Genomic DNA, 14781 nt, shown 5'->3' with positions numbered 1-14781 from the left:
AAACTAAGGGTTGGCTAATTTCAGTGACTGCCAGGGCTCTTCCAGGCTCTCCGCGGACGCACCGACGTCATACCTGTGCCCAGGGGTCACGTCGCGGTCAGTCGAGCCCTTCAAGCCGAGGATCAGGTCCCAACTCAGCGTTGGTCGTGTCAACCGGTTGCGCAGGAGCCGTCTTCCTGGCCTTCTCGCGCGCTGTTTTCCGCGATTTCACGAGCTCGTCGCGCAGAGCGTCGTCACCCATGACGAGGTAGACCAACCCACAATCCTGAGGCCCGGTGACATAGAGCTGGCACAGGCTGCAGGGGTCTCCTGGGCGTAGCGGACACTTCGGAACTGGGTCTGCCATTTCAGACCTTCGGCTTCAGAATCGCCACGGCCTCAACGTGATGGGTCATCGGGAAGACGTCGAAGCACCGAATCGAACGAGGCACATATCCGTTGATCTCGAACAGGTGCAGATCGCGGGCCAGAGCGGCCGGATCGCATGCGACATGGGCGATCGCTCGCGGCGAGGTACGGGTCACCGCTTGAACCACGGCCTTTCCCGCGCCTTTGCGCGGAGGATCCAGCACGACGAGATTCGCCTTCGCCTTCATACGGGGCAGAACCCGCTCCACGCGCCCAGCAACGAAACGTCCACCCGGGACATTGCGTCGTGCCAATGCCACCGCCTGACGTGACACCTCGATGCCACGGACACGAACGCCACGATCAGCAAGCAGACCCGCGAACAGACCCACACCGCAGTACAGGTCCAACGCCTCGTCGCCCTGATGGGGATCCAAGCCAGCCACCACAGCGTCAGCCAAGGCCTCAGCCGCCCCGGGATGGACCTGCCAAAAACCACCGGCGCCGACCTTCCAACGACGCTGGCCCACCTGAGCCGTCATCGTCTCGCCGCCAGCGATGAGCTGACCATCCGCGATGACACTGACCTCCGGGTTGTCGGTGAGGCAGTTGGTCACCATGACGATCGCCTGCTCACACCCCCGGCACGCGGCCTCTGCGGCATCTCGCCCCGCCGGATGGGCAATGGGACAGCCACCGTCGGGCACCTCCACCACGTCATGACTGCGGTGGCGTCGCAGGCCCGGACGTCCCTTGATGCTGCGATACTGCATACGGGTCCGCCAGCCCAGGCCGTCGGAGGAACCCTCGACAGCCTCCACCGATCCCGTCCAGGTGATACCGGCGATACGACTGAGCTGTTCGGCGACCACCCGTTGTTTGAGCTCGCGTTGGAACTCGATGTCGACGTGCTGGAAGTCGCAACCTCCGCACTCCCCCGCAACCGGGCACGGCGGGTCGACGCGGTGCGGGTCGGCCGAGATGACCTCGACGGCCTGCCCGAACCAGTGTGAAGCCTTCGAGGTATCAGTGAGTCGGACCCGAACCGTCTCCCCCGGCAAGGTGCCACGGACGAAGACCACCCTGCCGTCCAGACGCGCCACACAGTAACCACCGTGGGCAATGTTGCCCATGACGAGGTCGAATTCCTCGACCGGGGTCGCATCAACAGACACCTGCACCCGCCCAAGTCTAGGACCCCCAACGGTGTCACGTCCTGGCGGCTGGGGCGTTGATGAGCTGCAAACCCCGCAGTTTGGGGGTGAGCAAGGCCAGGTTCGCAGGAGGCGGGCCGTCATGGCACAGCTGCGAGGGTCTCGAGCTGATCGTCACCACGAGACCCTCGCAAGGACACCATCACACAGTCAGTGACGCGCACTGATGGTGGCGCTGGGATCTCGCCATGACCGCGGGTCCTCCCGCTTCCAGCGCTTTTCCAGAACCGCCGAGCTGCGCAACTGGTAGGGCACCGAGGAGATGAGCACTCCGGGCATGAAGTGCAGGCGAGCCCGCACCACGAGAGCAGTCTGGTTGTGCAGGACGTGCTCCCACCAGTGACCGACGACGTACTCAGGGATGAACACCTCGACCATGTCTCGGGGGTTCTCGCTACGGATACGGCGAATATGGTCAATGAAGGGGTTGGTGATCTCGCGGTAGGGGGAGGCAATGACCTTGAGGGGAATGTCGATGTCCTCGTCGTCCCACCGCTCCAACAGACGGTCCGTGACGTCAGGATCGACGTCGACGATGACCGCTTCCAAGAAGGTCGGCACGGTGGCCTTGGCGAACTGGATGGCCCTCATCGTGGGCTTGTTGAGGTCCGAGATCATGATGACCGCGTGCACTCGCGACGGCAGGGCACGGTCGGACGGGCTGTTGAGCTCCAACTCCTGGGCCACCGAGTCGTAATGCTTCTTGATCCCCGTCATGAGGACGTACACCAAGGCCATTGCGATGAGCGCGAGGTAGGCACCGTGGATGAACTTCGACGCCAAGATGATGAGAAGGACGACACCAGTGCCCGCCAGACCGATGCCGTTGATGACCCGCGAGTGCTTCCACTTGCGGCGTTCCTTGACCGAGGCGGAGGTGTCGGTGCGCAGCAACCGCGTCCAGTGGCGCATCATGCCGGTTTGGCTCACCGTGAACGAGATGAAGACGCCAACGACGTACAACTGGATGAGGGCAGTCACCGAGGCGTTGAAGACCAGCACGAGGATGATGGCACCGGTGGCCAGCGTCAGGATGCCGTTGGAGTAGGCGAGACGGTCACCACGGGTGTGCAGGCGGCGGGGCAGGTAACCGTCACGAGCGAGGATGGAACCCAGCACCGGGAAGCCGTTGAAAGCCGTGTTGGCGGCCAGGAACAAGATGATCATCGTGCAGACGATCATGATGTAGAACCCCGGCTTGAAGGAGTCATAGAAGACGGTTCGGGCCAACTGTCCGACGACCGTCACCTGGTCCGTGACGACATGTCCGTGGGTGTCGACGAGGTGGGACTCCCCCGTCGTGTCGAACATCTTGACGCCGGTGACATTGGCCAGGATGAGGATGCCCATGAGCATCGAGACGGCGATTCCGCCCAACATTGCCAAGGTGGTGGCCGCGTTCCTCGACTTCGGTTCGCGGAAGGACGGCACACCGTTGGAGATGGCCTCGACACCGGTCAAGGCGGCACAGCCTGAGGAGAAGGTGCGCGCCATGAGGATGACGAAAGCTATCCCGACCAGGCCGGTGTACTTCGGCGCTCCGACGACCGTGTAGTCGGCGGTAGGAGCACGCAGGTGGTCCCCCAAGACGAAAATCCTCGTCAGACCCCAAATAACCATGCAGATCACGGAGATCATGAAGGCGTAGGTGGGGATGGCGAAGAAAGTTCCGGACTCCCTGACGCCACGCAAGTTCATGGCTGTGAGAATCGCGATGACAACGGCCGCCGCGACACCCTCATGACCGGCAAGACCGGGGATCATGGCCTCGGCATTCTGGATGCCCGACGAGACCGACACGGCCACCGTCAACACGTAGTCGACGAGGAGGGCAGAGGCCACGACAAGCCCGAATCGTGGGCTGAGGTTGGCCGTCGCGACCTCGTAGTCACCACCGCCGGACGGGTACGCATGCACCGTCTGGCGGTAGCTCATCACGACGATGAGCATGACGAGGGCGACAGCAATGCCAATCTTCCACGAGAACGCGAATCCGGCAGCACCCGCCAATGACAGGGTGATGAGGATCTCGTCAGGGGCGTACGCCACGCTCGACAGGGCGTCAGAGGCGAACACCGGTAGCGCGATCCGCTTCGGCAGGAGGGTCTCACCGAGAGCACTGCTCTCAAGCTTGCGCCCGATGAGCACCCTCTTGACGGCTTGGAAAACCTTCACGGCGGGTCACTCTACTTGCGAAAGACATCATTGGCACCTTGCCGCTACCCTCATAATCGTCAGGCCAACCATCGCACCCGGCCCAGCGATCACCCTCGGACGAGACAACCAGACCGGGACGCGGCAGAATGGCCCCGACAACCAGGACACGGATGGGTGCTACCGCCACCCAGGAGAGGGGTCACGTGCACATCGTCATCATGGGATGTGGCCGAGTCGGATCGAGCTTGGCCATTCTCCTGGAAAAGCGTGGCCACGACGTTTCGGTCATCGACATTGACGACAACGCATTCCGCCGCCTGGGACCCGACTTCAAGGGACAGACGGTCAAGGGAATTGGGTTCGATCGCTCGGTGCTCGAGAAGGCCGGGATCCGCGAGGCTGACGGATTCGCTGCCGTCTCCAGCGGCGACAACTCCAACGTCTTGTCGGCGCGGGTCGTGCGCGAAGAGTTTGGCCTGGACAACGTCGTGGCGCGCATCTACGACCAAGGACGTGCTGAGGTTTACGAGCGGTTGGGGATCCCGACGGTGGCCACCGTGCGTTGGGCTGCCGACCAGGTGTTGCGAAGCCTCATGCCGGAGGGTTCTGAACCGGCATGGCGCGACCCGTCCGGTCAGGTGCGTCTCATTCGTGTCAACACCCACTCTGACTGGGTCGGGATGAAGATCTCCGCCATCCAGGACCGCATCCACACCCCGATTCCCTTCCTGTTGCGGTTCGGTCAGGGCATGGTTCCTGACGCGGCCACCCTGCTGCAGGACGGCGACGTCGTCTACGTGGCGGTCGAGGTTGATCGCATCACCGAAATCGAGAGCCTGCTGGCCAAGCCGCCGGTCAAGCGTTGAGTGCACCCCACGACGCTGACCACCTGAGGCAAGGAGAATCGTGAGAATCGTCATCGTTGGAGCCGGTAACGTCGGCAGGTCCATTGCTCGTGAGCTCACTGCCCACGGACATCAGATCCTGCTCATTGACAAGAACCCCAAGGCCATGAAGCCAGACACTGTCCCGGAGGCTGAGTGGTTGTGCGCGGACGCCTGCGAGATGGCCGCCCTTGAGGAGGCCCGCCTCGATCACTGCGACGTCGCCATTTCAGCTACCGGTGATGACAAGGTGAACCTGGTCCATTCACTGCTCGCCAAGACGGAGTTCGGCGTGCCAAGGACTGTCGCCCGCGTCAACCATCCCGGCAACGAGTGGATGTTCGACCAGGTGTGGGGAGTCGACGTTGCGGTGTCGACCCCGCGACTCATGGCGGCCTTGGTCGAGGAAGCCGTGACCGTCGGCGAGTTGGTGCACCTGTTCACCTTCCAGAAGGGGCGCGCGAACCTCGTCGAGCTCACCCTGCCTGACAACTCCCCGCGTGTTGGTGACCGCATCCGCGACATCGCGATGCCCGGAGATGCCGTTCTCGTTGCCATCATCCGCGACGGCCAAGGTCGTGCACCCGAACGCGAGGCCGCTCTCGAGGCCGGGGACGAGCTGCTCTTCATGGTCTCGCCAAACTATGAGCCAGATCTGGCCGATCTACTGGCGCCTCACCGAACCAGCTGAAACGGGGGTCTCGCGACCTCGGCCCGGCTGGCCGACTGTTCCTGTGACCACCACCGCCGGCCCGGATGGCCGACCCCTGTCGTAGTGACCACCACCGCCTACCCACCTGGCTAACCGCCCCTACCTGTGTGGTGGTGATCGGGGTTGTGGGTGGGGGTGTTGCCAGTTCTCGTGACAGGCTGGTGTGTCATCACCCGGATCACCACCGCGGTGACCATGACCTACCCGGCTGGCCGACTGTTCCTGTGACCACCACCGCCTACCCACCTGACCGACCATCCCCTACCTGTGTGGTGGTGATCGGGGTTGTGGGTGGGGGTGTTGCCAGTTCAGGGAGCAGGGTCCCGCGTCACGAGGCGGTTGTCCACAGGGGGTTTGATGGCCCCAACCGTGGTTGTCCACAGATGTGAGATTGCCTGGCGGAAATCGGTTGGTCTGCCGATAACTATGGTTGTGAGAACTCTCCAAGAACGACTCGATCAACGCGGCGTGGCCCGTATCCATCGTCACAGCTACATCCGAGGCCAGGCCGACCGGGCAGTAGCTCGAGGAGACGCTGTGCGTATCCTGCCTGGCGTGGTCGCCGCCACAGCCCTGGCCAGACAACCCACCACGATCATGCAGGCGTTGCTGTTATGGCACCGCGACGTCGTGATCGTTGGCAAGGCCGCCCTTGTGCTGCTGGGGATGACGGCTCCTGGCACCACCAGACCCATGGATTTTCGAACCATCGATGAGGTTGAGGCGTTTTCCTCCACGCGCCGGGTGGCCCGCCCCGGTATTCGCGTGCATCGTTGGCATGTGCCAGGCCGGTTCATCACTGAGCGGCAACGGGTCCGCATCGCCACCGCTGAAGTATCCGTCCTCGTCCTGGCGATCCAGGGGCAGTGGGAGTGGGTCTGTGAAGCCCTTCGCCAACGGATCGTCACCCCCGAGTCATGTCGGCGGGCCCGTAAAAGCCTGACGGGCCGCTATCCCAAAGCCCAGGTCGAGGCCGCGTTGGCTGATATTGATCTCAACGCGTGGTCGGTTCCGGAGTTGGAGATGGCCCGAATGTTGCGTGCGGTGGGAGTGAGGGGTCATAAACCCAACCGGAAAGTGTGGGCAGGGGACCGCTCGTATTACCTGGATCAGGCCTTCGATGCTGAGAAAGTCGCGGTGGAGATTGATGGGCGGTCTGTGCACGGCACCGTTGAGGGATTCGAGGAGACGATGATGAGGTCGGCTCACCTGGACTGTCATGGCTGGAGGGTGCTCCACGTCACCCCGACCATGATGCGCAGGAATCCAAGGTTCGTGCTGGACTGGCTGGCCTCCCACCTCCACCGACGCCACCGACCCAGAACCATGTTCACCGAACCCGTCCTACGACAGATCATGGGCGGTGCCGCACCAGCCTGAACCGCCACTCATCACCCGGGAGCGCGCCTCGACGCCTGCTTGACCACGACCTGCACCGCAGCCCTGCCTACCCCACTCGTGGTAAAACCGGTCACGACCACACCAGCTGCTACCCCAACCCACACCACAGTCCATCACCACCCACATCACCACAAGGACAGGACAGAAGACGGCTAGTGCCACAAAGGTCGCCAGGAATGTCGCCGAGGACCGGCCGGACCCAGCGGGCGGGCTCGTAGAAAACCCTCGTCCGGCAAGGATGTCCAGCCCGGCGAAGGCAAAAACCGCGGGATCCTTCGCCGCGGCTCTCAAAGGGCCAGAAGCTGGGTCTCAGTCAGGAAGAACGGTGTACCGGGGGTTGTAAATGACCCGGCGACCATCAGCCTCGGTGATCATCCCCTCGACACTGATCCGTCGTCCGGCACGCAGACCCGCAATGCGACGTCGGCCCATCCAGATCAGCGTCACCGCCCCAGTGCCGTCGCGCAGCTCCGCCTCAAGCCAACAATTCGTCCCGCGCGGGTTGAGGGTCAGCACCTCGATGCGCCCCTGGAGAGATGCGCGGGAGCGCATCGCGGCCTCGGCAATCGTCGAGACCCCGGCCTTGATACTGGAGCGCTGCAGGTCGTCATCGACGAGATCCTCGTTGGATGCCGTGACCCGGTGCAGGACCCGCCGAAGCATCGATTCGCGGGGAGCGCGAGGATCGGTGCCTCTGACCATGATCAGGACTCCTCCGGGCGCAAACCCTCAGGAACCTTGAGTGGGATGACATCGCCGGGCACACGCGGACTGTCGTCACGGCGCACCACGAGGTTGCAGAAGAACTCCAGCAGCAACTGACCGGTGGCGTCGAGCTTCTCGCCGAGAGCGGACTCGCCCATAAGCACACCGCGCAGCAGCCAGCGTGGCCCCTGGGCCAGCCAGGTGCGAGAGACGTGGTAGCCGTCCTCTCCGTCGGGGCCCTTCATCGGGACGATGCGACGCAACTCGGCACCCATCGGGCCGGGGCCGACATTGGCCTCACCACCCTGAGCAGCGGTGCCCTGAATCATCTCCTCGTGTACCTCGTCGATCATGAGGGTCGAGGCAGGAGCAGCGAAGAGGGCCACCTCAATGGCGGAGTTCCCCTGAACGACGAGCAGGCTCTGCACAGCACCAGAGGTTTGATCCAGCTGGATCTGCATCTGCATGTTCTCGAAGGGAGTGACGATGAGGGAACCGAAATCGATGCGCTCAACATCGTCTGCGTCGAGGTCGACCTCATCGATGTCGAAGGGACCGTCCTCACGGTCGAGGTTGATCCGGTAGGCGGAGGTGTCCTTCTCCTCGCTGGGCTCGTCCTCCTCGGGGTCGTCGGGAACCTCCTCACTGGTCTCGAGCTCCTCGTCGATGACTTCATCCGTCTCGACGTCGTCGTTGCGCTTCTTGCGACCGAACATTGTGTCCTTCCTCGACCGACACTGTGTGTCAACAACTTCAGTCTAACCATCAGCGGGACGCGCACCGGAAACGCCGGTGGACCCGTACCCGCCTTGGCCGCGTTCGGTCTGGTCCAAGTCATCGACAGGCTGGAACACTGCCTGGACGACTGGGACGACGACGAGCTGTGCTATCCGAGACCCGGCCTCAAGGTGCACTGACTGTCTGGGATCGGTGTTGATGAGCAACACCTTGATCTGACCTCGGTATCCCGCGTCGATGGTGCCGGGGGCGTTGACGATCGACAACCCACACCGAGCTGCCAGACCTGACCGCGGATTGATGAGCCCGACATAGCCGTCTGGCAAGGCGATACGCACACCGGTCTCGACCATGGCCCTCTCCCCCGGAGCCAGGTCGACATCATGGCGACAGGTGAGATCGGCCCCGGCGTCACCAGGCATGGCATAGCGGGGCATGGCTTGGGGATCTGCCACGGTCGGGACAATGACGTCAGCCACGGTTGTCCTCCTCATCACGAGAGTCATTGGAAGGGTCAGGGGAAACGGACGAGACGGACACGGGGGCGGAATCGGGAGCCATGACGTACTCAGACACGATCGCCGCCACTGCGTCGGGGTGACGTGTACTGACGATCCAAGCCTGATGTGGGTCAGCAGGATCAGCAAGCCTCAACACCAGCCCCGACCTGATCCAGGGCCGCGTGAGGAGGAAGGAGCCCACCTGATGGCTGGAATGCATCACCGAGGCCATGGTCTGGGCATCCACGCCGCGTACCCGGTCGACCCACTTCCACTCTATCCAGGACGATCCTGCCCCGAATCCTTCCTCCGTCACGACGATGCGTACCCGTCCGGCCTCGACGAAGACGGCAACGACGAGAGCCGTGGTGATGACGGCGACGATGATGCCCGTGGACGGGCTCGTCCAGGCACCAATCGCCACGATGAGCGAGATCGCCACCGCGGCGCCGATGAGCCACCACGAGAACGGCGCCCAGAGTCTCTCGGAGTAGACCACTGTTCCGGAAGGGTGGGGGGAATTCACCATCTCAGCCTAGTCGACGGTCCCCGAGCCCATATGATGGCGTCATGATCCCAGAAAAGATCCTGTGGAAGGTTTACGCCGGTGCTCTTGGCGCCGTCACCACCATCGTTAGCCAAAAGGTCGTCGAGGGCGTGTGGAAGTACGTCACCGGCGACGAGGAGACTCCCGAGCCCAATGACCCCGAGGTCTCGACCGTGAAGGCGATCTCGTGGGCGCTGGCCAGCGGCATCGGGATCGCCGGATCCCAGCTGCTCATGCACCGCTTCGTCAACAAGCGTTGGATGAAGTTCAGCTCGGTCAACCCCATCACCGGCAAGAGCCTCGGGGACGAGGACGACGACTGAGCCTCACCCCAGCAACGACAACGGGCCCTCGTCTCCGCGGAGACGAGGGCCCGTGCGTGTCAGGGAGGAGAATCAGACGCAATCGACACAGTAGAACTTGCCGTCCCGCTCCTCAGCCAGCTGGGAACGTCCTTTCACGAGGAAGCAGGATGCGCAGGTGAACTCGCCGGACTGGCGAGGCAGCACCCGAACGGTCAACTCCTCGTGGGACAGGTCAGCGCCGGGAAGCTCAAAGGCCTCAGCAGCCTCGACCTCGTCCTCGTCAACCTTTCCGGAGTTCTTGTCGTTGCGCTGGTTCTTGAGCTCCTCGATGGAATCCTCACTGACGTCCTCATCGGTCTTGCGCGGAGCGTCGTAATCGGTAGCCATGGTCACCTTCCAGTAAGGGCTCGAGAGGTCGCCGACTCACATGCTGCGAGTTGCGACTGCACAACATTCGCACCCTTGTGTATCACACGTGTCAAGCCGACTGACAGCGCGCCAGGGCATCCGGGCGGTACCATCACGCCCGAAGGCAGTAAGTTGGTGACTCACACAGCCAAACCCCGACCACAAGGAGTCGGGAGGGAAGGTGGACGATGGACAGCGCTCTGAGCCCCCGCGAGATTCAGTCGCGGATCCGTTCCGGGGCCACTGTCGAGGAGGTGGCCGCTGAGGCGGGCGTCGGCGTCGATCAGGTGGAACCCTTCGCGGTACCGGTCCTCGCCGAGTTGGACCACATCATCGAGGTCGCCATGACGTGTCCGGTTCGACGCACTGGCGCGCCTGGGTCCCACCGCACCCTGGGAACCGTCATTTCCCGAGTTGCCAAGGCCAATTCGATCCCCGATGAGAAGATCTCGTGGCGATCGTGGCGCCACGAGGATCGCACCTGGGCCCTCGAGGCCACCTGGCCCAAGACCGACGAAGAGGCTCCGGGCACAGCGATGTTCCGCTTCGATCTCAAGGGCCGCCACACCTCTCCTGAGGACGCCGGTGCACGCTGGCTCGTCAACGACCGCTCCCCTGCCCCCGCCGAGCCATTGCCTGCTGGTGCCCGCGATCCTGACCAGGAACCGACGCTGGATCTCAACGACGAGTTGGCCATCGTTCGGGCCGTGAGCAATCGTCCTCAGCGGTCGGCCGATCCCGACGCCGTCGCCGGAATGACCAAGCACGACGGGGTCTATGACTTCGTGCCCTCATCCCCGGCTGACATGGACATGCTCTACGAGATGCTGGCGGGTTTCCAGGAGGACTCGGTCAACATCTACGAGGGCCTGGAGACGCCGGTCGTCGACGCTGATTCCTCCCCCGAGCCCCAGCTCAAGGAAGAAGAGGCCCAGACCAACGGCGAGGCGACCAGCGCCGACGCGGCCACCACCGACGAGCCCTCTTCGAGCCCTGCGACAGACGAGCCTGAGCCCAGGAAGAACCCGGCTGGCAAGCGGAAGGACCCCGCTGGCAAGAGGCAGGCAGCCAGATCGACGACTCGCACGCCAACGCCCGCCAAGGACAGCCAGCACAGCGACGACGAGCCAGCGCAAGATGCCCTCGTCGAGGGTGGGGAGCAGCCGCGCACGAAGCGCAAGCCACGCAAGTCCAAGAGGGCGTCAATCCCCTCGTGGGACGAGATCATGTTCGGAGGCCCCGCCCCGCACGCCTGAGAGGTCCCGACCGTCTGGGACGCGAATGCCCGCGAGCCCAGTCGTCGAGCTGGGTTCGTGGTGCGTGAGACCGTCAGTCGTCGAAGGGCAGGGTCTGCTCCGAAAGGGTCGCCTTGGACATTTCTCCGGTAATTCCCTGACGGTGGTGACGCCGACACAACACCTCGTAGTGAATCTCGGACCCACCGCCGATGTCGCCGACGCCTACCTGATCTCCTTGGCGCACCATGACACCGCCGACGATACGGGCGTTGTGGGTCGCAGGACGTCCGCACCAACACAGCGGCGAGACGGGCGGCTGGACAACGCGATCGGCGAGCTCAACGAGCCGTTTGGAACCTGGGAAAAGCTCGGTCCTGAAATCGGCCAGGATCCCGAAACAGTAGACGTCGATCCCGAGATCGTCGACGACCCGGGCGAGTTGGTCGATCTGCTCGGGACGGTAGAACTGCGCCTCGTCGCAGATGAGGTAGTCGATCCGTCCACCGCGACTCAGCCGATCCACGACGTCCTGGTACAGGTCCAGGGAATCGGTCACCTCGACGGCCTCGACGCTCAACCCGATACGGGACGTGATTCGAGCCGCCCCGGAACGATCATGCATGGCATACCTGACACCCTGGCGGTCGTGGGCTGACTGGGCGTGGTCCATCTGCAACGCAAGGGTGGACTTTCCGGAGTCCATCGGCCCGGTGTGGAAGACGAGCTCAGCCATCCTCAGCCCTCGCAAACCTGTGCCAGCAACGGAATCCTCATCTCTCGAGGGGTCAGGGAACCATGCATTCCGACCAGGGAGAGTTCCTTGGGGGTGGCACGACTCATGATCGCCCAGTCGTCACGGGTGATGGCCAGGACGTCACCGAACCGGGGGCGGGTGGATTCGTCGACAGGCCCGAAGAGTCCGGCGTCAACGGCCTCATCGCCCACGACAACGCGAGCACGATCTGCAAGCACCCGTTGCCACCGTTGTGCGACCTCGTCGGGACGCCGGGTGTAGATGTGGCGGAAACGTGGCTCTCCTGCCAACAGATCGACGTCTGCGAGCAGTCCTGCCTCATCTTCCACCATGACGCGGTGGTCCCGGGGCACGTCGATCATGCCGTGATCTGCCGTGACGACCAGGGCGGTCCCGGGGTCCAATGCGTCAAGAAGGGCGCCGACGAGGTCGTCAACCCACATGAGACGCGATCTCCACGCGGCGGACTGCCATCCCTCTCCGTGGCCCACATGGTCGAGGGAACGCTCGTAGACGTAGGTCAGGGAGGCGTCGCCAGCTCGAGAGGCCGTGAGGGTCTTGGCGACCCGCTCGTCGACGTCCTCCTCGTCGTGGATGGCCACGAATCGCGCACCGCGCAAGCTCGCTCGCGTCAGCCCAGACCTTTCGAACCGAGCCGGACCGACGCTGCTGACCGTCACCCCGGCCGATACCAGATCGTCGAAGGCCGTCGGGTGGGGCTGAATGACCTCGGGGTCGTCGCCGTTGGCCCAGCTCAACGCGTTCATGACCAGTCCGGAGGCAGCACGGAAGGTGTACCCGGCCACGCCGTGGCGTCCGGGAGCGGCACCGGTACCGACACAGCTCAAGGAGGTCGCCGTGGTCGAGGGAATCTGACAGGTCAGGTCGTGGCACATCTGCATGTCAGACAGGGTGGGCGCCAGGTGTCGGGACTGCTCAAGGTTTTCCCGCCCCATGCCGTCAACGAGGAGGAAGACGTAACGGCGGGCATCAGGTAGGCCAAGCCCAGCCGATCCCAGACCCGTCAAGGCCCGGCCCATTGCGGGCACCAGGTCAGACAGGGTCTGCGGACCCGGCGCCATGAGGTCAGGTCCCAGCAAGGAACTCATCGTGCTGCCCCAGTGGCGACCTGCATCCGAGTGGCGAACCCCATCATCCGCTCGACTTGGTCGGGGCCATCTGCGGCGGGGCTCATCCTGATGACGATGTCGTCCCCGCTGACGGTGCCGGTGTATCCGTGATCGGCAGTACACATCGGGTCACCACAGGTGGCTGGCTCGAGTTCGATACGCGAGACCGCCCGCCATGTCATCTGAAGCCACGTCTCCACCGTCGTCGCCGAAGGGTCCTTGCCGAATTTGTCGGGGTTCTGGACAACGCGAGTCAGCACCACCGAGTTCACGTCCGACAAGGGGATCGACTCACTCGCGGTGACGGCCTGCAACCGTCCTCCCTCGGTGCGCTCGTCCGTGTGACCGATGAGCATTCGGGTCGGGGTACGCAAGATGACGGTGAGATGTCGGTGAACCTCGTCATTGTCGAAGGCTGCCTCAAGATGAAGCAGATGATCGCAGACCTCCTCCCCTGCCAACGAGGTTTCGGCGGCGTCGATGACCAGTTCGGGGAAGAATCCACAGGACTGGATCTCAGCGGCTAGGGCAGCCGGAAGGGGAGTTCGGGCTTGATCGACAGACTGGCTCACCGGCCCATCGTCCCACGATGCGGCCCGATCCAGTAATCTCCAAGGCATGTCGAACCGGCCGTTCATCGGAGCCCGAGTCGAGTATGCCCTTCACCGGCGTCTCAACACCACCTTGCGCCGGCACGGTTGGATGCCGCGAGTCATCGGGTATCGCAGTTACGGATCGGCCACGCATGTGCGCGTTCTGGGCCGAGTCGTCCTCACCAGTCCTCCCGGCAACAGCCCGGAACGGGAGCGTCATCCCGACCGTTCTCCGCTCACTCAGCGCAACATGCTGTCCATCGACCTGCTCTCCCAGCGGGGATGGCGCAATTTCCTCGGGTTACCGGCCCCCGACACCGAGGTCGAGGTCGATGTCAACGGGGAGAAGATCACCGTTCGGGCAGACCGAGCCGGATACGTCGACGTGCGCGTCAAGAACCACGGATTGCAACCGGGATGGCACGAGGTGACTCTCTCGACCTCCGGGGACACGACGAAGGCGAAGGTCCTCGTCGTGTCACGCAACACCCGTTTTGGCATCGTGTCCGACATCGACGACACCGTCATCGCAACCTCCCTGCCACGGTCCCTCATCGCCGCATGGAACTCCTTCGTTCTCACCGAGCAGGCCCGAAAATCCATTCCCGGCATGGCCCGGATGTACCAGCAGCTGTTGGAACGTCATCCCGACGCGCCCGTGGTCTACGTGTCCACCGGAGCCTGGAACACCTATCCGTTCCTGGTCAGGTTCCTGGCCCGCCACGGCTACCCGCAAGGACCGCTGCTGCTGACCGACTGGGGACCGACGAACACCGGCTGGTTTCGCTCCGGCGTCGATCACAAGCGGACGGCCCTGCGTGAACTGGCCCGCGATTTCCCTGACATCGAGTGGGTGCTGGTCGGCGATGATGGCCAGCACGACATCCGGATCTACTCCGAGTTCGACGAGCTACAGCCCGGCCACACCCGCGCGATCGCGATTCGGGAGCTCTCGACGACCCAGCAGGTGTTGGCTCACGGAACGACGACGGTGTTGGAGGACCTCCACCGGGTGCAGTGGACCCCCGAATCAGCCCCGCTGGTACGCGCTCCTGACGGAGACCACTTGGCCCCGTTGCTCGACGAGGTGCTCAACGACGCGGACTCCTCGCAGCGGCCCTGACATGCGGATGTCGCGTCCATCGAC

17 protein-coding genes are annotated in these 14781 nt (G+C 63.7%); 6 read left to right on the top strand and 11 right to left on the bottom strand.

Annotated features, from left to right (window positions below; translation table 11 throughout):
- Nucleotides 1-97: 97 nt before the first annotated feature.
- The 3 genes from O6R08_RS04765 to O6R08_RS04755 all read right to left on the bottom strand — a co-directional run bounded on the left by O6R08_RS04765 (nt 98) and on the right by O6R08_RS04755 (nt 3737).
- On the bottom strand, nt 98-346 hold the full coding sequence (locus tag O6R08_RS04765; protein ID WP_271419411.1) for a DUF6767 domain-containing protein: 249 nt from the start codon (nt 344-346) through the stop codon (nt 98-100).
- Between the two features lies 1 nt (nt 347).
- A complete protein-coding gene (locus O6R08_RS04760; RefSeq protein ID WP_271418965.1) occupies nt 348-1529 on the bottom strand; it encodes a class I SAM-dependent RNA methyltransferase in 1182 nt (393 codons plus the stop codon).
- A 183-nt stretch (nt 1530-1712) separates the two neighbouring features.
- On the bottom strand, nt 1713-3737 hold the full coding sequence (locus O6R08_RS04755) for an APC family permease (protein WP_271418964.1): 2025 nt from the start codon (nt 3735-3737) through the stop codon (nt 1713-1715).
- A gap of 152 nt (nt 3738-3889) precedes the next feature.
- Between O6R08_RS04755 and O6R08_RS04750 the strand changes: the two genes are divergently transcribed.
- From O6R08_RS04750 to O6R08_RS04740, 3 genes are all read left to right on the top strand, one after another.
- Nucleotides 3890-4585, top strand: a complete 696-nt coding sequence (locus O6R08_RS04750; protein ID WP_271419247.1) for a potassium channel family protein — start codon at nt 3890-3892, stop codon at nt 4583-4585.
- Between the two features lie 40 nt (nt 4586-4625).
- The gene (locus O6R08_RS04745) at nt 4626-5294 is read left to right on the top strand and encodes a potassium channel family protein (RefSeq protein ID WP_271418963.1); all 669 of its coding nucleotides are present in this window, start codon (nt 4626-4628) and stop codon (nt 5292-5294) included.
- A 447-nt stretch (nt 5295-5741) separates the two neighbouring features.
- Complete coding sequence (locus O6R08_RS04740) at nt 5742-6695, top strand: endonuclease domain-containing protein (protein ID WP_271418962.1); 954 nt, start codon at nt 5742-5744, stop codon at nt 6693-6695.
- 330 nt (nt 6696-7025) lie between these two features.
- Here O6R08_RS04740 and O6R08_RS04735 read toward each other — a convergent pair whose 3' ends face one another.
- The 4 genes from O6R08_RS04735 to O6R08_RS04720 are packed head-to-tail and all read right to left on the bottom strand — an operon-like array spanning nt 7026 to nt 9188.
- Nucleotides 7026-7418 carry an OB-fold nucleic acid binding domain-containing protein gene (locus tag O6R08_RS04735; RefSeq protein ID WP_271418961.1) on the bottom strand — a complete coding sequence of 131 codons (393 nt, stop codon included), beginning with the start codon at nt 7416-7418 and terminating at the stop codon, nt 7026-7028.
- A gap of 2 nt (nt 7419-7420) precedes the next feature.
- Entirely contained in the window at nt 7421-8137 is a 717-nt protein-coding gene (locus tag O6R08_RS04730) for a DUF3710 domain-containing protein (RefSeq protein ID WP_271418960.1), read from the bottom strand.
- A 42-nt stretch (nt 8138-8179) separates the two neighbouring features.
- Nucleotides 8180-8638 carry a dUTP diphosphatase gene (gene dut, locus O6R08_RS04725; RefSeq protein WP_271418959.1) on the bottom strand — a complete coding sequence of 153 codons (459 nt, stop codon included), beginning with the start codon at nt 8636-8638 and terminating at the stop codon, nt 8180-8182.
- Nucleotides 8631-9188 carry a DUF3093 domain-containing protein gene (locus O6R08_RS04720; RefSeq protein WP_271418958.1) on the bottom strand — a complete coding sequence of 186 codons (558 nt, stop codon included), beginning with the start codon at nt 9186-9188 and terminating at the stop codon, nt 8631-8633. Before O6R08_RS04720 ends, dut begins: the two co-directional genes overlap by 8 nt.
- Nucleotides 9189-9229: 41 nt before the next feature.
- Here O6R08_RS04720 and O6R08_RS04715 point away from each other — a divergent pair, with 41 nt between their 5' ends.
- Nucleotides 9230-9529, top strand: coding sequence for a DUF4235 domain-containing protein (locus tag O6R08_RS04715; RefSeq protein WP_271418957.1), 300 nt, complete (start codon nt 9230-9232; stop codon nt 9527-9529).
- 72 nt (nt 9530-9601) lie between these two features.
- Here O6R08_RS04715 and O6R08_RS04710 read toward each other — a convergent pair whose 3' ends face one another.
- Nucleotides 9602-9898, bottom strand: coding sequence for a DUF4193 domain-containing protein (locus O6R08_RS04710; protein ID WP_271418956.1), 297 nt, complete (start codon nt 9896-9898; stop codon nt 9602-9604).
- Between the two features lie 209 nt (nt 9899-10107).
- Between O6R08_RS04710 and sepH the strand changes: the two genes are divergently transcribed.
- Entirely contained in the window at nt 10108-11175 is a 1068-nt protein-coding gene (gene sepH / locus O6R08_RS04705) for a septation protein SepH (RefSeq protein ID WP_271418955.1), read from the top strand.
- 73 nt (nt 11176-11248) lie between these two features.
- On the opposite strand, the gene O6R08_RS04700 is transcribed toward sepH, so the two are convergent.
- Genes O6R08_RS04700 through O6R08_RS04690 form a run of 3 tightly spaced genes read right to left on the bottom strand, consistent with a single transcriptional unit; the run spans nt 11249 to nt 13679 of the window.
- A complete protein-coding gene (locus O6R08_RS04700) occupies nt 11249-11896 on the bottom strand; it encodes a thymidine kinase (RefSeq protein ID WP_271419246.1) in 648 nt (215 codons plus the stop codon).
- The gene (locus O6R08_RS04695; RefSeq protein WP_271418954.1) at nt 11893-13020 is read right to left on the bottom strand and encodes an alkaline phosphatase family protein; all 1128 of its coding nucleotides are present in this window, start codon (nt 13018-13020) and stop codon (nt 11893-11895) included. The genes O6R08_RS04700 and O6R08_RS04695 overlap by 4 nt, the downstream gene beginning before the upstream one ends.
- Nucleotides 13017-13679 carry a DUF5998 family protein gene (locus O6R08_RS04690; RefSeq protein WP_271418953.1) on the bottom strand — a complete coding sequence of 221 codons (663 nt, stop codon included), beginning with the start codon at nt 13677-13679 and terminating at the stop codon, nt 13017-13019. The genes O6R08_RS04695 and O6R08_RS04690 overlap by 4 nt, the downstream gene beginning before the upstream one ends.
- On the opposite strand from O6R08_RS04690, the gene O6R08_RS04685 reads away from it, so the two are divergent.
- Nucleotides 13660-14757, top strand: coding sequence for an App1 family protein (locus tag O6R08_RS04685; RefSeq protein ID WP_333907909.1), 1098 nt, complete (start codon nt 13660-13662; stop codon nt 14755-14757). The genes O6R08_RS04690 and O6R08_RS04685 overlap by 20 nt on opposite strands.
- The last annotated feature ends 24 nt before the right edge of the window (nt 14758-14781 follow it).

It is taken from the genome of Cutibacterium equinum, from assembly GCF_028021195.1.
Lineage (GTDB): Bacteria > Actinomycetota > Actinomycetes > Propionibacteriales > Propionibacteriaceae > Cutibacterium > Cutibacterium equinum.
The sequence above is the reverse complement of the archived record's forward strand: the minus strand, read 5'-3'. Positions and strand labels throughout refer to the sequence as shown.